The sequence below is a fragment of the Vibrio sp. 1CM24A genome, assembly GCF_023161725.1.
Classification (GTDB): domain Bacteria; phylum Pseudomonadota; class Gammaproteobacteria; order Enterobacterales; family Vibrionaceae; genus Vibrio; species Vibrio coralliirubri.
In genome coordinates, this window is record NZ_JALNTS010000009.1 from 154,485 (window position 1) to 170,766 (window position 16,282).

The 16,282-nt window shown below is 44.9% G+C and carries 31 protein-coding genes; 29 read left to right on the forward strand and 2 right to left on the reverse strand.

Features of this window, described 5'->3' with window-relative positions:
- The first annotated feature begins 81 nt into the window (after positions 1-81).
- The 29 genes from bfr (at position 82) to rplQ (ending at position 14,639) form a co-directional block, all read left to right on the forward strand.
- Entirely contained in the window at positions 82-564 is a 483-nt protein-coding gene (gene bfr / locus MSG38_RS19570; RefSeq protein WP_048605981.1) for a bacterioferritin, read from the forward strand.
- A gap of 424 nt (positions 565-988) precedes the next feature.
- A complete protein-coding gene (gene rpsJ, locus MSG38_RS19575) occupies positions 989-1,300 on the forward strand; it encodes a 30S ribosomal protein S10 (protein WP_004736761.1) in 312 nt (103 codons plus the stop codon).
- Positions 1,301-1,314: 14 nt separating this feature from the next.
- Positions 1,315-1,944: a 50S ribosomal protein L3 gene (gene rplC, locus MSG38_RS19580; RefSeq protein ID WP_004736763.1), complete on the forward strand. Its 630-nt coding sequence runs from the start codon at positions 1,315-1,317 to the stop codon at positions 1,942-1,944.
- A 16-nt stretch (positions 1,945-1,960) separates the two neighbouring features.
- Positions 1,961-2,563, forward strand: a complete 603-nt coding sequence (gene rplD / locus MSG38_RS19585) for a 50S ribosomal protein L4 (protein ID WP_004738803.1) — start codon at positions 1,961-1,963, stop codon at positions 2,561-2,563.
- Positions 2,560-2,862, forward strand: coding sequence for a 50S ribosomal protein L23 (gene rplW / locus MSG38_RS19590; RefSeq protein ID WP_004736765.1), 303 nt, complete (start codon positions 2,560-2,562; stop codon positions 2,860-2,862). The genes rplD and rplW overlap by 4 nt, the downstream gene beginning before the upstream one ends.
- A 14-nt stretch (positions 2,863-2,876) precedes the next feature.
- Positions 2,877-3,701, forward strand: coding sequence for a 50S ribosomal protein L2 (gene rplB / locus MSG38_RS19595; RefSeq protein WP_017076297.1), 825 nt, complete (start codon positions 2,877-2,879; stop codon positions 3,699-3,701).
- Between the two features lie 19 nt (positions 3,702-3,720).
- Positions 3,721-3,999: a 30S ribosomal protein S19 gene (gene rpsS / locus MSG38_RS19600; protein ID WP_004736729.1), complete on the forward strand. Its 279-nt coding sequence runs from the start codon at positions 3,721-3,723 to the stop codon at positions 3,997-3,999.
- Between the two features lie 10 nt (positions 4,000-4,009).
- A complete protein-coding gene (gene rplV / locus MSG38_RS19605; RefSeq protein ID WP_004736732.1) occupies positions 4,010-4,342 on the forward strand; it encodes a 50S ribosomal protein L22 in 333 nt (110 codons plus the stop codon).
- Positions 4,343-4,360: 18 nt separating this feature from the next.
- The gene (rpsC, locus tag MSG38_RS19610) at positions 4,361-5,059 is read left to right on the forward strand and encodes a 30S ribosomal protein S3 (RefSeq protein WP_004736734.1); all 699 of its coding nucleotides are present in this window, start codon (positions 4,361-4,363) and stop codon (positions 5,057-5,059) included.
- Positions 5,060-5,070: 11 nt separating this feature from the next.
- Entirely contained in the window at positions 5,071-5,481 is a 411-nt protein-coding gene (gene rplP, locus MSG38_RS19615) for a 50S ribosomal protein L16 (RefSeq protein WP_004736736.1), read from the forward strand.
- Positions 5,481-5,672, forward strand: coding sequence for a 50S ribosomal protein L29 (gene rpmC / locus MSG38_RS19620; RefSeq protein ID WP_004736737.1), 192 nt, complete (start codon positions 5,481-5,483; stop codon positions 5,670-5,672). Before rplP ends, rpmC begins: the two co-directional genes overlap by 1 nt.
- A complete protein-coding gene (rpsQ, locus tag MSG38_RS19625; RefSeq protein WP_004736739.1) occupies positions 5,672-5,926 on the forward strand; it encodes a 30S ribosomal protein S17 in 255 nt (84 codons plus the stop codon). Before rpmC ends, rpsQ begins: the two co-directional genes overlap by 1 nt.
- Positions 5,927-6,088: 162 nt before the next feature.
- The gene (gene rplN, locus MSG38_RS19630; protein WP_004736740.1) at positions 6,089-6,460 is read left to right on the forward strand and encodes a 50S ribosomal protein L14; all 372 of its coding nucleotides are present in this window, start codon (positions 6,089-6,091) and stop codon (positions 6,458-6,460) included.
- An 11-nt stretch (positions 6,461-6,471) separates the two neighbouring features.
- Positions 6,472-6,789 (forward strand): 50S ribosomal protein L24, encoded by a 318-nt coding sequence (gene rplX, locus MSG38_RS19635; RefSeq protein WP_004738792.1) that lies wholly within the window; start codon positions 6,472-6,474, stop codon positions 6,787-6,789.
- A 24-nt stretch (positions 6,790-6,813) separates the two neighbouring features.
- A complete protein-coding gene (gene rplE / locus MSG38_RS19640) occupies positions 6,814-7,353 on the forward strand; it encodes a 50S ribosomal protein L5 (RefSeq protein WP_004738790.1) in 540 nt (179 codons plus the stop codon).
- A 16-nt stretch (positions 7,354-7,369) separates the two neighbouring features.
- Positions 7,370-7,675, forward strand: a complete 306-nt coding sequence (gene rpsN / locus MSG38_RS19645; RefSeq protein ID WP_004738789.1) for a 30S ribosomal protein S14 — start codon at positions 7,370-7,372, stop codon at positions 7,673-7,675.
- Between the two features lie 29 nt (positions 7,676-7,704).
- Positions 7,705-8,097, forward strand: a complete 393-nt coding sequence (gene rpsH / locus MSG38_RS19650; protein ID WP_017061309.1) for a 30S ribosomal protein S8 — start codon at positions 7,705-7,707, stop codon at positions 8,095-8,097.
- Positions 8,098-8,107: 10 nt separating this feature from the next.
- A complete protein-coding gene (gene rplF / locus MSG38_RS19655; RefSeq protein WP_017063712.1) occupies positions 8,108-8,641 on the forward strand; it encodes a 50S ribosomal protein L6 in 534 nt (177 codons plus the stop codon).
- 9 nt (positions 8,642-8,650) lie between these two features.
- Positions 8,651-9,004: a 50S ribosomal protein L18 gene (gene rplR / locus MSG38_RS19660; RefSeq protein WP_048605977.1), complete on the forward strand. Its 354-nt coding sequence runs from the start codon at positions 8,651-8,653 to the stop codon at positions 9,002-9,004.
- A 14-nt stretch (positions 9,005-9,018) separates the two neighbouring features.
- The gene (gene rpsE / locus MSG38_RS19665) at positions 9,019-9,519 is read left to right on the forward strand and encodes a 30S ribosomal protein S5 (RefSeq protein ID WP_004736754.1); all 501 of its coding nucleotides are present in this window, start codon (positions 9,019-9,021) and stop codon (positions 9,517-9,519) included.
- A gap of 7 nt (positions 9,520-9,526) precedes the next feature.
- Positions 9,527-9,703: a 50S ribosomal protein L30 gene (gene rpmD / locus MSG38_RS19670; protein ID WP_004736756.1), complete on the forward strand. Its 177-nt coding sequence runs from the start codon at positions 9,527-9,529 to the stop codon at positions 9,701-9,703.
- A gap of 5 nt (positions 9,704-9,708) precedes the next feature.
- On the forward strand, positions 9,709-10,143 hold the full coding sequence (gene rplO / locus MSG38_RS19675) for a 50S ribosomal protein L15 (protein ID WP_004736758.1): 435 nt from the start codon (positions 9,709-9,711) through the stop codon (positions 10,141-10,143).
- A 20-nt stretch (positions 10,144-10,163) separates the two neighbouring features.
- Positions 10,164-11,498, forward strand: coding sequence for a preprotein translocase subunit SecY (gene secY, locus MSG38_RS19680; RefSeq protein ID WP_017076302.1), 1,335 nt, complete (start codon positions 10,164-10,166; stop codon positions 11,496-11,498).
- 41 nt (positions 11,499-11,539) lie between these two features.
- Positions 11,540-11,653 carry a 50S ribosomal protein L36 gene (rpmJ, locus tag MSG38_RS19685; protein WP_000868186.1) on the forward strand — a complete coding sequence of 38 codons (114 nt, stop codon included), beginning with the start codon at positions 11,540-11,542 and terminating at the stop codon, positions 11,651-11,653.
- Positions 11,654-11,801: 148 nt separating this feature from the next.
- Positions 11,802-12,158 (forward strand): 30S ribosomal protein S13, encoded by a 357-nt coding sequence (gene rpsM, locus MSG38_RS19690; protein WP_004738779.1) that lies wholly within the window; start codon positions 11,802-11,804, stop codon positions 12,156-12,158.
- Positions 12,159-12,177: 19 nt separating this feature from the next.
- Positions 12,178-12,567, forward strand: a complete 390-nt coding sequence (gene rpsK, locus MSG38_RS19695; RefSeq protein ID WP_004738778.1) for a 30S ribosomal protein S11 — start codon at positions 12,178-12,180, stop codon at positions 12,565-12,567.
- Positions 12,568-12,598: 31 nt separating this feature from the next.
- Positions 12,599-13,219 (forward strand): 30S ribosomal protein S4, encoded by a 621-nt coding sequence (rpsD, locus tag MSG38_RS19700; protein ID WP_004738777.1) that lies wholly within the window; start codon positions 12,599-12,601, stop codon positions 13,217-13,219.
- Between the two features lie 22 nt (positions 13,220-13,241).
- Complete coding sequence (gene rpoA / locus MSG38_RS19705; RefSeq protein WP_004729813.1) at positions 13,242-14,234, forward strand: DNA-directed RNA polymerase subunit alpha; 993 nt, start codon at positions 13,242-13,244, stop codon at positions 14,232-14,234.
- Between the two features lie 24 nt (positions 14,235-14,258).
- Entirely contained in the window at positions 14,259-14,639 is a 381-nt protein-coding gene (gene rplQ, locus MSG38_RS19710; protein ID WP_004729812.1) for a 50S ribosomal protein L17, read from the forward strand.
- 295 nt (positions 14,640-14,934) lie between these two features.
- Here rplQ and MSG38_RS19715 read toward each other — a convergent pair whose 3' ends face one another.
- Together MSG38_RS19715 and MSG38_RS19720 are read right to left on the reverse strand one after the other, a co-directional pair.
- Complete coding sequence (locus tag MSG38_RS19715; protein WP_060983542.1) at positions 14,935-15,429, reverse strand: DUF2780 domain-containing protein; 495 nt, start codon at positions 15,427-15,429, stop codon at positions 14,935-14,937.
- 134 nt (positions 15,430-15,563) lie between these two features.
- Positions 15,564-16,184 (reverse strand): FKBP-type peptidyl-prolyl cis-trans isomerase, encoded by a 621-nt coding sequence (locus MSG38_RS19720; protein ID WP_008220519.1) that lies wholly within the window; start codon positions 16,182-16,184, stop codon positions 15,564-15,566.
- Positions 16,185-16,282: the final 98 nt, after the last annotated feature.

Consider the following 16,282-nt stretch of genomic DNA (forward strand, 5'->3'; position numbering starts at 1 on the left):
TTTTGCCCAAAGGGCATTAGCTTTTTTGACACTTCTCGATTTGGTTCTACAGTTAGAAGAGCCAAAGAGGAGGGCTATGTCATGAAAGGCGATCCAATCATCATTCAACATCTCAATAAAATTCTTGGTAACGAACTCGTCGCGATAAACCAATATTTCTTGCATGCTCGTATGTACAAAGATTGGGGTTTAAAGCACCTGGCCGATAAGGAATACCACGAATCTATCGACGAAATGAAACATGCTGACCATTTAATTGAACGCATACTATTTTTAGAAGGTCTCCCAAACCTTCAAGATTTGGGTAAGTTGAAAATTGGTGAAGATACTGAAGAGATGCTTCAGTGTGATTTATCTCTTGAGATGGAAGCTATACCTGATTTGAAAAATGCCATCGCGTACGCAGAAGATATTCACGACTATGTATCGCGAGATTTATTTCAAGACATCTTAGAAGACGAGGAAGATCACGTCGATTGGTTAGAAACCCAACTTGGTTTAATCAAAATGACTGGGATCCAAAATTATCTACAAGCTCAATATGTGGATGAAGATGACGGTTAAAATACCATAAATAAAAGAGGTAACAGCTGAGGCTTAACCGAGCTGTTACCTTGCTTTCAATTTCCAGCGGTAGGGCACTACCGTACAATACAAACTCCCCAGTTATCCCCGTAAATAGATTCTGCGTTTATTTTTCAAACACCGCTTGCAACTTAAAGTGTGATCTGTATAATGCATCGCACTGGCTAACGCTGGTTGTGAACCAATGAGCACTGAGGAGTAGGTCTTACCTAGTAATGTATACTCAGCTTATGTTCGCGGTTAATAAAAATAGTAAACTTCTTGTTTGCTTCAAAAGTTAACTGACAATGCGTCCTAATTTTGGATGCTACGGTTTCACATAAATCAATCGGCATTCTCTCGTTTTATCGGGTTTGAGTGGCGATATTGTTTGTGTAATTTTTAATAATTGGAGCTCTGTCTCATGCAGAACCAACGTATTCGTATCCGCCTTAAAGCGTTTGATTACAAGCTAATCGATGCTTCAACTGCGGAAATCGTTGAAACAGCAAAACGTACTGGCGCACAGGTTCGTGGTCCTATTCCACTACCTACTCGTAAAGAGCGTTTCACTGTTCTTACCTCTCCACACGTCAACAAAGATGCACGTGACCAGTACGAAATTCGTACTCACAAGCGTTTGATCGACATCGTTGAGCCAACAGATAAAACTGTTGATGCTCTAATGCGTCTTGATCTTGCAGCTGGCGTTGATGTTCAAATCAGCCTAGGTTAAGGGAGATAAGAATAATGATTGGTCTAGTCGGACGTAAAGTGGGTATGACCCGCGTATTTACTGAAGAAGGCGTTTCTATCCCAGTAACTGTTGTTGAGGTTGAAGCGAACCGTATTTCTCAAGTTAAAACTCTTGAGACTGATGGCTACGCAGCAATCCAAGTAACTACTGGTGCTAAGAAAGCTAACCGTGTAACTAAACCTGAAGCTGGTCACTTCGCGAAAGCGGGTGTAGAAGCAGGTCGCGGTCTTTGGGAATTCCGTTTAGAAAACGGCGAAGAGTTTGAAGTTGGCGCTGAGCTAAACGTAGAACTTTTCAACGAAATTAAAAAAGTAGACGTTACTGGTACATCTAAAGGTAAAGGCTTCCAAGGCGCTATCAAGCGTTGGAACTTCTCTACTCAAGATATGACTCACGGTAACTCTTTGTCTCACCGCGCACCGGGTTCAATTGGCCAATGTCAAACTCCAGGCCGCGTGTTTAAAGGCAAGAAAATGGCAGGTCACATGGGTGCTGAGCGTGTAACGACTCAAAACCTAGAGATCGTACGTGTTGACGCTGAGCGCAATCTACTCCTTATTAAAGGTGCAGTACCGGGCTCAACAGGCGGAAACGTGATCGTAAAACCTGCTGTTAAAGCATAACGTCTAGGAGTAAGTAATGGAATTGATGGTTAAAGGTGCTGATGCACTAACTGTTTCCGAGACTACTTTCGGACGTGACTTCAACGAAGCTCTTGTACACCAAGTAGTTGTTGCATATGCAGCAGGTGCTCGTCAAGGTACTCGTGCTCAAAAGACTCGTTCTGAAGTATCTGGCGGTGGCGCTAAGCCATGGCGTCAAAAAGGTACTGGCCGCGCACGTGCTGGTACAATTCGTAGCCCAATCTGGCGTACAGGTGGTGTTACTTTTGCTGCGAAACCACAAGATCACAGCCAAAAAGTAAACAAAAAAATGTACCGCGGTGCTATGAAGAGCATTCTTTCTGAGCTAGTTCGTCAAGAGCGTTTAATCGTTGTTGATAACTTCTCTGTAGAAGCACCAAAAACAAAAGAACTTGTAGCTAAGCTTAAAGAGCTTGAGCTAAGCGACGTTCTGATTGTGACTGGCGAAGTAGATGAAAATCTATTCTTAGCTGCTCGTAACCTATACAAAGTAGATGCACGTGATGTTGCTGGTGTTGATCCAGTATCACTAATCGCTTTCGACAAGGTTCTAATGACTGCTGACGCAGTTAAGCAAGTTGAGGAGATGCTAGCATGATCACTGAAGAGCGTATCTTAAAAGTTCTACGTGCTCCGCACATCTCTGAAAAAGCAACTATGGCAGCTGAGAAAGCGAACACTATCGTTTTCAAAGTAGCTAAAGATGCAACTAAGAAAGAGATCAAAGCAGCTGTAGAAAAGCTATTTGAAGTTGAAGTTAAGTCTGTAAATACTCTTGTATTAAAGGGTAAGACCAAACGTCAAGGTATGCGTGAAGGCCGTCGTTCAGACGTTAAGAAAGCCTACGTTACTTTGAAAGAAGGTCAAGATCTTGACTTCGTTGGCGGCGCGGAATAACAGGAGTAGTAAAAATGGCTATTGTTAAATGTAAGCCGACTTCCCCTGGTCGTCGTCACGTCGTTAAAGTTGTTAACGCTGACCTACACAAGGGTAAGCCATACGCACCACTTCTAGAGAAAAACTCTAAGAACGGTGGTCGTAACAACAACGGTCGTATTACAGTACGTCACATCGGTGGTGGTCATAAGCACCATTACCGTCTGATTGACTTCAAACGTACTAAAGATGGCATCCCAGCGAAAGTTGAGCGTCTAGAATACGATCCAAACCGTAGTGCTAACATCGCTCTAGTTCTGTACGCAGACGGTGAGCGTCGTTACATCATTGCACCTAAAGGTGTTAACGCAGGCGACCAGATTCAATCTGGCGTAGATGCTGCAATCAAAGCAGGTAACACTCTGCCGATGCGCAACATCCCAGTAGGTTCTACTGTACACTGTGTTGAACTTAAGCCTGGTAAAGGTGCTCAACTAGCTCGTTCGGCTGGTGCTTATGCTCAAATCATCGCTCGCGATGGTGCATACGTAACTATCCGTCTACGTTCTGGTGAGATGCGCAAAGTTCTTTCTGAAGGTCGTGCAACGATCGGTGAAGTTGGTAACTCTGAGCATATGCTACGTGAACTTGGTAAAGCTGGTGCTTCACGCTGGCGCGGCGTACGTCCAACCGTACGTGGTGTAGTAATGAACCCGGTGGATCACCCACATGGTGGTGGTGAAGGCCGCACATCTGGTGGTCGTCACCCAGTTTCTCCTTGGGGCGTTCCTACTAAGGGCTTCAAGACTCGTAAGAACAAGCGCACTGACAAGTACATCGTACGTCGTCGCACTAAATAATTTATAAAGAGGAATCGCCATGCCACGTTCTCTCAAGAAAGGTCCTTTTATTGACCTACACTTGCTGAAGAAGGTAGAGAAAGCGGTGGAAAGCGGAGACAAAAAGCCTATTAAGACTTGGTCCCGTCGCTCAATGATCATCCCAACAATGATTGGTTTGACCATCGCTGTCCATAATGGTCGTCAGCACGTTCCAGTTTTCGTTACCGAAGAAATGATCGGTCACAAACTGGGCGAATTTGCACCAACTCGTACTTATCGCGGTCATGCTGCAGATAAGAAAGCTAAGAAGAAATAAGGAGTAGATGATGGAAGCTTTAGCTAAACATAACTTTGCTCGTATTTCTCCACAGAAAGCTCGCTTAGTTGCAGACCAAATTCGCGGTAAGTCGGTAGACCAAGCTCTAGAAATTCTAACTTTCAGCAACAAAAAAGCTGCTGTATTAGTTAAGAAGGTTCTTGAGTCAGCTATCGCTAACGCGGAACATAACGAAGGTGCAGATATCGACGATCTAAATGTCGCTAAAATCTTCGTAGATGAGGGCCCTATCATGAAGCGTATTATGCCTCGTGCTAAAGGTCGTGCGGATCGTATCTTGAAGCGTTCAAGCCACATCACTATTGTTGTAGCAGATCGCTAAAGACTAGGAGAGTAAGCAATGGGTCAGAAAGTACATCCTAATGGTATTCGTCTTGGCATCGTTAAGCCTTGGAATGCTACATGGTTTGCTAATACCAACGAATTCGCTGACAACCTAGACGGCGACTTCAAGGTACGTCAGTTCCTTACAAAGGAACTACAAAAAGCATCATTATCTCGTATCGTTATCGAGCGTCCAGCTAAGAGCATCCGTGTGACTATTCACACTGCTCGTCCTGGCGTTGTTATCGGTAAGAAAGGTGAAGACGTAGAGAAGCTACGCGCAGCTGTAGCTAAAATCGCAGGTGTACCAGCGCAAATTAACATCGCTGAAGTACGTAAGCCTGAGCTAGATGGTCAGCTTGTAGCTGATAGCATCGCGTCTCAACTAGAGCGTCGTGTTATGTTCCGTCGTGCAATGAAGCGTGCGGTACAAAATGCTATGCGTCTAGGCGCTAAAGGCATCAAAGTACAAGTAGGCGGCCGTCTTGGCGGTGCTGAAATCGCACGTTCTGAGTGGTACCGTGAAGGCCGTGTGCCTCTACACACTCTACGTGCAGACATTGATTACGCAACTTCTTCGGCTCACACTCAATACGGTGTGATCGGCATTAAAGTTTGGATCTTCAAAGGTGAGATTCTAGGCGGTATGCCAGCTGCTAACGCAGTAGAGCCAAAAGGCGATAAGCCTAAGAAGCAGCGTAAAGGCCGTAAGTAAGGAGTCGAACGATGCTACAACCAAAACGTACTAAGTTCCGCAAGGTTATGACTGGTCGTAACCGTGGTCTAGCTAAAGGTACTGAAGTAAGCTTCGGCGAATTCGGTCTTAAAGCTGTTGGCCGTGGTCGTCTGACTGCACGTCAAATCGAAGCGGCACGTCGTGCTATGACACGTCACATTAAGCGTCAAGGTCAAATCTGGATCCGTGTATTCCCAGACAAGCCGATTACTGAAAAGCCTCTTGAAGTTCGTCAAGGTAAAGGTAAAGGTTCAGTTGCGTACTGGGTTGCTCAAATCCAACCAGGCAAAGTTATGTACGAGATGAATGGCGTACCTGAAGAGTTGGCACGTGAAGCGTTCCGCCTAGCGGCACGTAAACTGCCTGTTAAAACTACTTTTGTAACTAAGCAGGTGATGTGATGAAAGCACAAGATCTACGCGAAAAGAACGTTGAAGAGCTTAACGCTGAGCTATTGAATTTGCTACGTGAACAGTTCAACTTGCGCATGCAAGCTGCAACTGGTCAACTACAGCAAACTCATACTCTAAAAGCTGTACGCCGTGACATCGCACGTGTGAAAACTGTTTTGACTGAAAAGGCAGGCGCATAATGAGCGAAACTAACCGCATCCAGCAAGGCCGTGTAGTAAGTGACAAGATGGACAAGTCTATCGTTGTTGCTATTGAGCGCACTGTAAAACACCCAATTTACGGTAAGTTCATCAAACGCACGACTAAAGTACACGCACACGACGAAGACAACACTTGTGGCCTAGGCGACAAAGTTGAAATCGCTGAGTGTCGTCCTCTGTCTAAGACTAAGTCTTGGACATTGGTTAAAGTTCTAGAAAAAGCGAAGATTTAATCTTTGTAATTCTATAACTTATAAGCGGCTCCAAATAATTTTTTGGAGCCGCTTGTTTTTTGTCTACCCAATTTAAAAAAAGGGTGGTACAATTCGCGTCCCTTTTAAAGAGGCAGCCCGACCCGAGAGGGTCTAGTTTTAATATTTAGCGGAGCACTAACAATGATCCAGATGCAAAGTACACTTGACGCAGCAGATAACTCTGGCGCGCGCAAGGTAATGTGTATTAAGGTTCTGGGTGGCTCTCACCGCCGTTATGCACATATCGGTGACGTCATCAAGGTTACAGTGAAGGAAGCGATTCCTCGCGGTAAAGTAAAGAAAGGTGATGTTCTGAAGGCGGTAGTAGTGCGCACCCGTAAAGGCGTTCGTCGCCCAGACGGTTCTGTCATTCGCTTCGACAGTAATGCTTGTGTATTGTTAAATGACACTACTGAGCAACCAGTCGGCACACGTATCTTTGGTCCTGTGACTCGTGAACTTCGTAACGCGAAATTCATGAAGATTGTATCACTAGCACCTGAAGTTCTGTAAGGAGCGGCAATATGGCAGCTAAAATCCGTCGTAATGACGAAGTAATCATTCTTGCTGGTAAAGATAAAGGCAAGAAAGGTAAAGTAACTAAGGTTCTGACAACTGGTAAAGTTATCGTTGAAGGCATCAACCTTGTTAAGAAACACCAAAAGCCGGTTCCGGCTCTAGGTCAACAAGGTGGCATCGTTGAACAAGAAGCAGCTATTGATGCTTCTAACGTTGCTGTTTTTAACGCGGCTACTGGTAAAGCAGACCGTATCGGTTTCCGTATCGAAGATGGCAAGAAAGTTCGTTTCTTCAAATCTAACGGCGAAACTGTTTCTAACTAATTAGAAGTAATTTGGAGTTCTACTATGGCGAAACTGCATGATTACTACAAGTCGTCTGTAGTCGCTGAGCTTACCAAAGAGTTCAGCTACACAAGCGTCATGCAAGTCCCTAGGATTGAGAAAATCACCCTAAACATGGGCGTTGGTGAAGCAATCAACGATAAGAAACTGCTAGAAAACGCAGCAGCTGATATGGCAACGATCTCTGGTCAAAAGCCACTTATCACTAAAGCGCGTAAATCTGTAGCTGGTTTCAAAATTCGTGAAGGCTACCCAATTGGTTGTAAAGTAACCTTGCGTGGTGAGCGCATGTGGGAATTTTTAGAGCGTTTAATCTCTATCGCACTTCCACGTGTACGTGATTTCCGTGGTGTTAGCGCTAAGTCTTTTGACGGTCGCGGTAACTACAGCATGGGCGTTCGCGAGCAAATCATCTTTCCGGAAATCGACTACGATAAAGTCGATCGCGTCCGCGGTCTTGATATCACTATCACGACTTCTGCGGGTTCCGATGAGGAAGGCCGAGCTCTGCTGGCTGCCTTTAACTTCCCATTCCGTAAGTAAGGGTAGGGTTACTGTTATGGCTAAACAATCAATGAAAGCACGTGAAGCTAAACGTGCAAAACTAGTAGCTAAGTTCGCTGAAAAGCGTTCTGCGCTAAAAGTTATCATTAGCGATGTAAACGCATCTGAAGAAGATCGTTGGAATGCGGTTCTTAAACTGCAATCTCTTCCACGTGATTCAAGTGCATCACGTCAGCGCAACCGTTGCAACCAAACTGGTCGTCCACACGGTTACCTACGTAAATTCGGTCTAAGCCGCATTAAGGTTCGTGAAGCTTGCATGAAAGGCGAGATTCCGGGTCTTCGTAAGGCTAGCTGGTAATTGCCACTTAATCATTTGGAGTAAATCTTATGAGCATGCAAGATCCGATTTCGGATATGCTGACCCGAGTTCGTAACGGTCAGGCAGCAAACAAAGTTGCTGTAAAAATGCCTTCTTCAAAGCTTAAAGTTGCAATTGCTGCATTACTTAAAGCTGAAGGTTACATCGTAGACTTCGCTGTTAACAGCGAAGCAAAACCTGAGCTAGAAGTTACTCTTAAGTACTTCCAAGCTAAACCTGTAATCGAGCAAATCAAGCGTGTATCACGTCCTGGTCTAAGAGTTTATAAAAATAAAGACTCTTTACCTACAGTGATGGGTGGTCTTGGTATTGCAGTTGTTTCTACTTCCAAGGGTCTGATGTCTGACCGTGCTGCTCGTAAAGCAGGTCTTGGCGGTGAAATCATCTGTTACGTAGCTTAAGGAGTAGATTATGTCTCGTGTTGCTAAAGCACCTGTCGCTATTCCAGCTGGCGTAGAGGTGAAACTAAACGGCCAAGAAGTTACTGTAAAAGGTAGCAAAGGTGAGCTTACTCGCGTTCTTAACAGCGCCGTAGTTATTGCACAGGAAGAAACCAACCTTACTTTCGGTCCGAAAGAAGGTGTTACTAACGCATGGGCACAAGCTGGTACAGCTCGCGCTCTAGTTAATAACATGGTTGTGGGTGTTACTGAGGGCTTCACTAAGAAGCTAACTCTTAAGGGTGTTGGTTACCGTGCTGCTATGAAAGGCAACTCTGTAGCTCTAACACTTGGTTTTTCTCACCCAGTAGAGCACGCTCTACCTGAAGGTATTAAAGCTGAGTGCCCTAGCCAAACTGAGATCATCATTACTGGTTGCGATAAGCAAGTAGTAGGTCAAGTTGCGGCTGACATTCGTTCTTACCGTGCTCCTGAGCCTTACAAAGGCAAAGGTGTTCGTTACGCAGATGAAAATGTGCGTACTAAAGAAGCTAAGAAGAAGTAAGGTATCACTATGGATAAGAAAGCATCTCGCATCCGTCGTGCTACACGTGCACGTCGTAAGATTGCAGAACTTGGTGCAACTCGCCTGGTAGTACACCGTACTCCTCGCCATGTTTACGCACAAGTTATCGCGGCAAACGGCTCTGAGGTTATCGCAGCTGCTTCTACTGTAGAAAAAGCGATCCGTGAGCAAGTTAAGAACACTGGTAACGTTGATGCAGCTAAAGCAGTTGGTAAAGCTGTTGCTGAGCGCGCTCTTGAAAAAGGCGTAGCTTCAGTTGCATTCGATCGTTCTGGTTTCCAATACCACGGTCGAGTAGCGGCGCTAGCAGATTCTGCTCGCGAAGCTGGTCTGAAATTCTAAGGTAGGGTTGGAAGATGGCTAAAGAACAACAACAAGCTAATGATTTGCAAGAAAAGCTGATCGCAGTTAACCGTGTATCTAAGACGGTTAAAGGTGGTCGAATCATGAGCTTCACTGCACTAACAGTAGTTGGTGACGGTAATGGTCGTGTAGGTTTCGGTTACGGCAAAGCTCGTGAAGTACCTGCTGCGATTCAAAAAGCAATGGAAAAAGCGCGTCGTAACATGGTTACTGTTGCGCTTAACGAAGGCACTCTTCACCACCCGGTGAAAGGTCGTCATTCGGGCTCTAAAGTTTACATGCAGCCAGCTGCTGAAGGTACAGGTGTTATTGCCGGTGGTGCAATGCGTGCCGTACTTGAAGTTGCAGGCGTACATAACGTACTTTCTAAAGCATACGGTTCAACGAACCCTATCAACGTTGTTCGCGCAACGATTGGTGCTCTAGTAGACGTTAAGTCACCAGAAATGGTTGCTGCTAAACGTGGTCTAACTGTTGAATCTATTTCGGAGTAAGCACACGATGGCAACTATTAAAGTAACTCAAACTAAAAGCTCAATTGGTCGCCTACCTAAGCACAAAGCGTGTCTTAAAGGTCTAGGTCTTCGTCGCATCAACCATACAGTAGAACTTGAAGATACACCGTGCGTACGCGGTATGATCAACAAGGTTTACTACATGGTTAAGATTGAGGAGTAATCAGAATGCGTTTGAATACTCTATCACCGGCTGCTGGCTCTAAACCTTCTAAGAAGCGTGTAGGTCGTGGTATCGGTTCTGGCCTTGGTAAAACAGGTGGCCGCGGTCACAAAGGTCAAAAGTCACGTTCTGGCGGCTCTGTTCGTCCAGGTTTTGAAGGCGGTCAAATGCCTCTAAAACAACGTCTACCTAAATTCGGTTTCACTTCTCGTAAGAGCCTAGTGTCTGCTGAAGTTCGTCTAGCTGAGCTAGCGAAAGTAACAGGTGACGTAGTTGATCTTAACAGCCTTAAAGCTGCTAACGTTATCACTAAGAACATCGAGTTTGTTAAGATCGTTCTTTCTGGTGACCTAAGCAAAGCTGTGACTGTTAAAGGTCTACGCGTGACTAAAGGCGCTAAAGCTGCAATCGAAGCTGCAGGCGGTAAAATCGAGGAATAATCTCGAGGAACGAGGTACAGATGGCTAAGAAACCAGGACAAGATTTTCGTAGTGCTCAGAGCGGCTTAAGTGAACTAAAGTCGCGCTTATTATTCGTAATTGGTGCACTTTTAGTATTCCGAGCCGGCTCTTTTGTGCCGATCCCTGGTATTGACGCAGCTGTACTTGCCGATTTGTTCGATCAGCAAAAAGGTACCATCGTAGAAATGTTTAACATGTTCTCCGGTGGTGCTCTTGAGCGTGCATCTATATTAGCATTGGGTATCATGCCGTACATTTCGGCATCGATCGTAGTCCAATTGCTAACTGTAGTTCATCCAGCGTTAGCGGAACTCAAGAAAGAGGGTGAAGCAGGCCGTCGTAAGATAAGCCAATATACACGCTACGGCACGCTTGTACTTGCAACATTCCAAGCTATTGGTATCGCAACAGGCTTACCAAACATGGTCGACAATCTGGTTGTTATCAACCAAACCATGTTTACGCTTATTGCTACCGTGAGTTTAGTAACTGGTACCATGTTCTTAATGTGGTTAGGTGAACAAATCACTGAGCGAGGAATCGGTAATGGTATTTCCATTCTGATTTTTGCAGGTATTGTTGCTGGATTGCCTTCTGCAATCGGTCAAACAATCGAGCAAGCGCGTCAAGGTGAATTGCATGTGCTTCTTCTGCTGTTTATTGCTGTATTGTCTTTTGCTGTTATTTACTTCGTAGTTTTCATGGAGCGTGGTCAACGTCGTATCGTCGTTAACTATGCGAAACGTCAACAAGGTCGTAAAGTTTTTGCAGCACAAAGCTCTCACTTGCCTCTTAAGATTAATATGGCAGGTGTTATTCCAGCGATTTTCGCATCAAGTATTATTTTGTTCCCAGGAACATTAGCGCAGTGGTTTGGTCAAAATGGTGAAAGCAGCGCGTTCGGTTGGTTAACTGACGTGTCATTAGCTCTTAGCCCAGGTCAACCTTTGTATGTAATGCTTTATGCAGCAGCTATAATCTTCTTCTGTTTCTTCTATACAGCGTTGGTGTTTAACCCGCGTGAAACAGCTGATAACTTGAAGAAGTCTGGTGCATTCGTACCCGGTATCCGCCCAGGTGAGCAGACAGCGAAATATATCGATAAAGTGATGACTAGACTAACCCTTGCGGGCGCTCTATACATTACTTTTATATGTCTGATTCCTGAGTTCATGATGGTCGCGTGGAACGTTCGTTTCTACTTTGGCGGCACATCACTACTAATCGTAGTGGTAGTTATCATGGATTTCATGGCACAGGTACAGACTCATCTGATGTCACAACAGTATGATTCTGTGTTAAAGAAAGCGAATCTGAAGGGTTACGGCCGTTAATTCGGTGGTAACAATTTCGATTCCATTTACGGAGTTTAGCAATGAAAGTTCGTGCTTCCGTTAAAAAAATCTGCCGTAACTGTAAAGTTATCAAGCGTAACGGTGTCGTTCGCGTGATTTGCAGTGAGCCAAAGCATAAGCAACGCCAAGGCTAATTAGCAGAAATTTTTACTTGAAATACAAGGTAGAGTCGAGTATATTCCTCGGCCTACCTTTTGCGTGCAAAAGAAGTAGTATGCCGCAGCGTATCCATAACGGGCTTTGCTGCGGATAATTCTTTTATGAACCCCTTAGGAGTGAATAATGGCCCGTATAGCCGGCATTAACATTCCTGATCATAAGCATTCTGTAATTGCACTTACTGCAATCTACGGTATCGGTAAAACTCGCTCTCAAGCTATTCTAGCTGAAGTGGGTATTGCTGAAGATGCTAAGATCAGTGAACTAACTGAAGAGCAGATCGATCAACTGCGTGATGGTGTAGCTAAGTACACTGTAGAAGGTGATCTACGTCGTGAAGTATCGATGAACATCAAGCGTCTTATGGACCTTGGCTGTTACCGCGGTCTTCGTCATCGTCGCAGTCTACCACTACGTGGACAGCGTACTAAAACCAACGCTCGCACCCGTAAGGGTCCGCGCAAGCCGATCAAGAAATAGTCGGATAAGGTAGAGTACAATGGCAAAACAACCAACTCGCGCGCGTAAGCGCGTACGCAAGCAAGTAGCTGATGGCGTAGCGCACATTCATGCTTCTTTCAACAACACAATCGTAACTATCACTGACCGTCAAGGCAACGCTCTTGCATGGGCTACAGCAGGTGGTTCAGGTTTCCGTGGTTCTCGTAAATCTACTCCGTTCGCAGCACAAGTTGCAGCTGAGCGTTGTGGTGAAATGGCTAAAGAATATGGCCTAAAGAACTTGGAAGTTATGGTTAAGGGTCCAGGTCCAGGTCGCGAATCTACTGTTCGTGCACTGAACGCTGCTGGTTTCCGTATCACTAACATTGTTGATGCGACACCAATCCCTCATAACGGTTGTCGTCCACCTAAGAAACGTCGCGTTTAAGTTTCGTTTCTAGGAATATTGGAGAAAGATCATGGCAAGATATTTGGGTCCTAAGCTGAAGCTTAGCCGTCGCGAAGGTACTGACTTATTCCTTAAGTCTGGTGTCCGTGCGATCGATACCAAGTGTAAAATTGATAACGCACCAGGTGTACACGGCGCTCGTCGCGGTCGTCTATCTGAGTATGGCGTTCAGCTTCGTGAGAAGCAAAAAGTTCGTCGTATCTACGGCGTTCTAGAAAAACAATTCCGCAACTACTACAAAGAAGCTGCACGTCTTAAAGGCAACACAGGTGCAAACCTGCTTCAGCTTCTTGAAGGTCGTCTTGATAACGTAGTTTACCGTATGGGCTTTGGCGCTACTCGTGCTGAATCTCGTCAACTAGTTAGCCACAAGTCTATTCTAGTTAACGGTAAAGTTGTAAACGTTCCTTCTTTCAAAGTAGCGGCAAACGACGTTGTTTCTATCCGCGAGAAAGCTAAACAGCAATCTCGTATTAAAGCGGCTCTAGAAGTTGCTGAACAACGTGAAAAGCCAACTTGGATTGAAGTAGATGCTGGCAAAATGGAAGGTACATTCAAGCGTATGCCTGAGCGTTCTGACCTATCAGCTGACATCAATGAACACTTGATCGTCGAACTTTACTCTAAGTAAGGTTAAAAAAAGAGAGGACACAATGCAGGGTTCTGTAACAGAATTTCTTAAGCCGCGTCTTGTTGACATTGAACAGATCAATACGACACACGCGAAAGTAACTCTTGAGCCATTAGAGCGCGGTTTCGGCCACACTCTAGGTAATGCTCTTCGCCGCATTCTTCTATCTTCTATGCCGGGTTGTGCCGTAACAGAAGTTGAAATTGAAGGTGTGCTACACGAATACAGCACTAAAGAAGGCGTTCAGGAAGATATCCTGGAAATCCTTCTAAACCTTAAAGGTTTGGCTGTACGCGTTGCTGAAGGCAAAGATGAAGTGTTTATTACACTGAACAAATCAGGCTCAGGCCCTGTTGTTGCAGGTGACATCACCCACGATGGTGATGTAGAGATCGCTAACCCTGAGCACGTAATTTGTCACCTAACGGATGACAACGCTGAGATCGCTATGCGTATCAAAGTAGAACGTGGTCGTGGTTACGTTCCAGCTTCAGCTCGTATCCATACTGAAGAAGATGAGCGTCCTATCGGTCGTCTACTAGTTGACGCTACTTACAGCCCGGTTGATAAAATCGCTTACGCTGTAGAAGCGGCACGTGTAGAACAACGTACTGATTTAGACAAGCTTGTTATCGATATGGAAACGAACGGTACTCTAGAACCTGAGGAAGCAATCCGTCGTGCAGCTACTATTTTAGCTGAACAACTGGATGCGTTCGTAGATCTTCGTGATGTACGTGTACCTGAGGAGAAGGAAGAGAAGCCAGAATTCGATCCTATCCTACTACGTCCTGTAGACGATCTTGAACTAACAGTTCGCTCTGCTAACTGTTTGAAAGCAGAAGCGATTCACTACATCGGTGATCTTGTACAGCGCACTGAGGTTGAGCTACTTAAAACGCCAAACCTTGGTAAGAAATCTCTTACAGAGATTAAAGATGTGCTTGCTTCACGTGGTCTTTCTCTAGGCATGCGTCTAGAAAACTGGCCACCAGCGTCAATCGCTGAAGATTAATCGAAAAGTTAGAAGGATTAGGTCATGCGCCATCGTAAAAGTGGTCGTCAACTCAACCGCAACAGCAGTCATCGCAAAGCGATGTTCAGCAACATGGCTAGCTCTCTTGTTCGTCACGAAGTTATTAAAACTACCGTGCCTAAAGCAAAAGAACTACGTCGCGTAATTGAGCCATTGATTACCCTAGCTAAGACAGACAGTGTTGCTAACCGTCGTCTTGCATTTGCTCGCACTCGTGATAACGAAGTTGTGGCAAAACTATTTAATGAACTAGGCCCGCGTTTCGCGGCTCGCCAAGGTGGTTACACTCGCATTCTTAAATGTGGTTTCCGTACTGGTGATAAAGCTCCAATGGCTTACATTGAGCTTGTAGACCGCCCAGCTGCTGAAGAAGCTGCTGAGTAATCTATACTAGATTCTTAATACAAAAGCCGAGCATTAGCTCGGCTTTTTTGTGTCTGTAGAACAAGGAAAAGATAATAGAAATTGCACCATGATGTTTGGCACTTTTTGCTTGTCTTATCTGCTCTTTTTTTCAAAAATATCTCGTATCTCGTATCTCGTATCTCGTATCTCGTATCTCGTATCTCGTATCTCGTATCTCGTATCTCGTATCACGAGCATCTTTTCTTTCACGCATAAAAAAAGAGCACCGAAGTGCTCTTATCAGATTTCCATACTTGCTATTAATAACTAGCGATTATTGCCATACAGCAGCAAGTGAATCCATTAGACCACTTGTTGCGCCTTGGGACTGCAGTGCTTGAAGAACGATTGGCGCAAATGTTGAAACCATCGATGAGTCCATTCCTAGACTTGTGAAGGCACTTTCAACCGCACTTTGCGAGTTAATTAGTGATGATAGTCCAGTTGACTCAAGAGTCGACATGCCAGGAATAAGTGTCGCGAGTTCTTTGTTGTCGGCTGTGCCAAGTGAGTTTTGTGCAAGGGCCAACATTGAACCGATACCGCCAATTGCTTGATCGCTGGTAACAGAAGCTTGGTCAGCGACAGTATCTGCAAGAGGTGTTGTTTCATTCTGTTGAGACCACATATTCACTGCTGCCATTAGTGCAGTTTGTGATAGTTGGGAATAATTGGTATCTGATGATGAACTGGTTTGTTCTGAGTCGCTCGTGCTAGCGCAAGAGACAACAGCAAGGCTGCTTAAAACTGTGATGAGTACTTTCTTCATTATTCGTCCTTAAGTAATAAAGTAATTTACTCTTTCACTATAAACGAAAAACGACGATGTAGTCACATCGCCGTTGGATTATTTCAATTTTATTTGCCTATAGTATTTTGTTTTACTATAGGTTTTTATAAAAATTAAAGAATAGCTAGAAGTTCAACTTCAAATACTAGAGCAGCAAATGGTGGGATTGCAGCACCTGCGCCACGCTCACCGTATGCTAGATCTTGAGGGATGTATAGCTTCCACTTAGAGCCAACAGGCATCATTTGTAGAGCTTGTACCCAACCTTGAATTACGCCAGTTACTGGGAATTCAGCAGGTTGACCGCGAGATACAGAGCTGTCGAAAACAGTACCGTCAGTTAGTTCGCCGTGGTAGTGAACACGTACTTGCTTGTCTGCAGTTGGGATTTCGCCAGTACCTTCAGTTAGTACTTCGTACTGAAGACCAGACTCAAGAACCGTTACTTCTGAACGAAGAGCGTTGTCAGCTAGGAAAGCTTCGCCGTCAGCAGCAGCAGCTTTAGCTAGTTCTTGACGTGCAGCTTCACCACGAGTGTGTAGCTCTTGTAGTGCGTTGTTGATTTCGTCAACTTCGATAGCTGGCATGTCGCCAACTAGAGCTGTTGCGATACCAGCAGCGATTGCGTCAACGTTTAGGCCTTCAAGACCAGAACCAGCAAGTTGTTGGCCCATTTGTAGACCGATACCGTAGCTAGCTTTTTGCTCTACAGTTTCAAATTTTACTTCAGACATGAAAAGTCACTCTTTTTGTCAGTACGAAAAGGGTAAGAATACCAGTATTAGCAGCGTGAAGAAACGGCTAGTCCCTGATCACTTGCGCTTTACCGTGC

Excerpts from the sequence above, each read along its gene's own strand:
- bfr (WP_048605981.1), top strand. The coding sequence starts at position 82 with ATGAAAGGCGATCCAATCATCATTCAACATCTCAATAAAATTCTTGGT.
- rpsJ (WP_004736761.1), top strand. The coding sequence starts at position 989 with ATGCAGAACCAACGTATTCGTATCCGCCTTAAAGCGTTTGATTACAAG.
- rplC (WP_004736763.1), top strand. The coding sequence starts at position 1,315 with ATGATTGGTCTAGTCGGACGTAAAGTGGGTATGACCCGCGTATTTACT.
- rplD (WP_004738803.1), top strand. The coding sequence starts at position 1,961 with ATGGAATTGATGGTTAAAGGTGCTGATGCACTAACTGTTTCCGAGACT.
- rplW (WP_004736765.1), top strand. The coding sequence starts at position 2,560 with ATGATCACTGAAGAGCGTATCTTAAAAGTTCTACGTGCTCCGCACATC.
- rplB (WP_017076297.1), top strand. The coding sequence starts at position 2,877 with ATGGCTATTGTTAAATGTAAGCCGACTTCCCCTGGTCGTCGTCACGTC.
- rpsS (WP_004736729.1), top strand. The coding sequence starts at position 3,721 with ATGCCACGTTCTCTCAAGAAAGGTCCTTTTATTGACCTACACTTGCTG.
- rplV (WP_004736732.1), top strand. The coding sequence starts at position 4,010 with ATGGAAGCTTTAGCTAAACATAACTTTGCTCGTATTTCTCCACAGAAA.
- rpsC (WP_004736734.1), top strand. The coding sequence starts at position 4,361 with ATGGGTCAGAAAGTACATCCTAATGGTATTCGTCTTGGCATCGTTAAG.
- rplP (WP_004736736.1), top strand. The coding sequence starts at position 5,071 with ATGCTACAACCAAAACGTACTAAGTTCCGCAAGGTTATGACTGGTCGT.
- rpmC (WP_004736737.1), top strand. The coding sequence starts at position 5,481 with ATGAAAGCACAAGATCTACGCGAAAAGAACGTTGAAGAGCTTAACGCT.
- rpsQ (WP_004736739.1), top strand. The coding sequence starts at position 5,672 with ATGAGCGAAACTAACCGCATCCAGCAAGGCCGTGTAGTAAGTGACAAG.
- rplN (WP_004736740.1), top strand. The coding sequence starts at position 6,089 with ATGATCCAGATGCAAAGTACACTTGACGCAGCAGATAACTCTGGCGCG.
- rplX (WP_004738792.1), top strand. The coding sequence starts at position 6,472 with ATGGCAGCTAAAATCCGTCGTAATGACGAAGTAATCATTCTTGCTGGT.
- rplE (WP_004738790.1), top strand. The coding sequence starts at position 6,814 with ATGGCGAAACTGCATGATTACTACAAGTCGTCTGTAGTCGCTGAGCTT.
- rpsN (WP_004738789.1), top strand. The coding sequence starts at position 7,370 with ATGGCTAAACAATCAATGAAAGCACGTGAAGCTAAACGTGCAAAACTA.
- rpsH (WP_017061309.1), top strand. The coding sequence starts at position 7,705 with ATGAGCATGCAAGATCCGATTTCGGATATGCTGACCCGAGTTCGTAAC.
- rplF (WP_017063712.1), top strand. The coding sequence starts at position 8,108 with ATGTCTCGTGTTGCTAAAGCACCTGTCGCTATTCCAGCTGGCGTAGAG.
- rplR (WP_048605977.1), top strand. The coding sequence starts at position 8,651 with ATGGATAAGAAAGCATCTCGCATCCGTCGTGCTACACGTGCACGTCGT.
- rpsE (WP_004736754.1), top strand. The coding sequence starts at position 9,019 with ATGGCTAAAGAACAACAACAAGCTAATGATTTGCAAGAAAAGCTGATC.
- rpmD (WP_004736756.1), top strand. The coding sequence starts at position 9,527 with ATGGCAACTATTAAAGTAACTCAAACTAAAAGCTCAATTGGTCGCCTA.
- rplO (WP_004736758.1), top strand. The coding sequence starts at position 9,709 with ATGCGTTTGAATACTCTATCACCGGCTGCTGGCTCTAAACCTTCTAAG.
- secY (WP_017076302.1), top strand. The coding sequence starts at position 10,164 with ATGGCTAAGAAACCAGGACAAGATTTTCGTAGTGCTCAGAGCGGCTTA.
- rpmJ (WP_000868186.1), top strand. The coding sequence starts at position 11,540 with ATGAAAGTTCGTGCTTCCGTTAAAAAAATCTGCCGTAACTGTAAAGTT.
- rpsM (WP_004738779.1), top strand. The coding sequence starts at position 11,802 with ATGGCCCGTATAGCCGGCATTAACATTCCTGATCATAAGCATTCTGTA.
- rpsK (WP_004738778.1), top strand. The coding sequence starts at position 12,178 with ATGGCAAAACAACCAACTCGCGCGCGTAAGCGCGTACGCAAGCAAGTA.
- rpsD (WP_004738777.1), top strand. The coding sequence starts at position 12,599 with ATGGCAAGATATTTGGGTCCTAAGCTGAAGCTTAGCCGTCGCGAAGGT.
- rpoA (WP_004729813.1), top strand. The coding sequence starts at position 13,242 with ATGCAGGGTTCTGTAACAGAATTTCTTAAGCCGCGTCTTGTTGACATT.
- rplQ (WP_004729812.1), top strand. The coding sequence starts at position 14,259 with ATGCGCCATCGTAAAAGTGGTCGTCAACTCAACCGCAACAGCAGTCAT.
- MSG38_RS19715 (WP_060983542.1), bottom strand. The coding sequence starts at position 15,429 with ATGAAGAAAGTACTCATCACAGTTTTAAGCAGCCTTGCTGTTGTCTCT.
- MSG38_RS19720 (WP_008220519.1), bottom strand. The coding sequence starts at position 16,184 with ATGTCTGAAGTAAAATTTGAAACTGTAGAGCAAAAAGCTAGCTACGGT.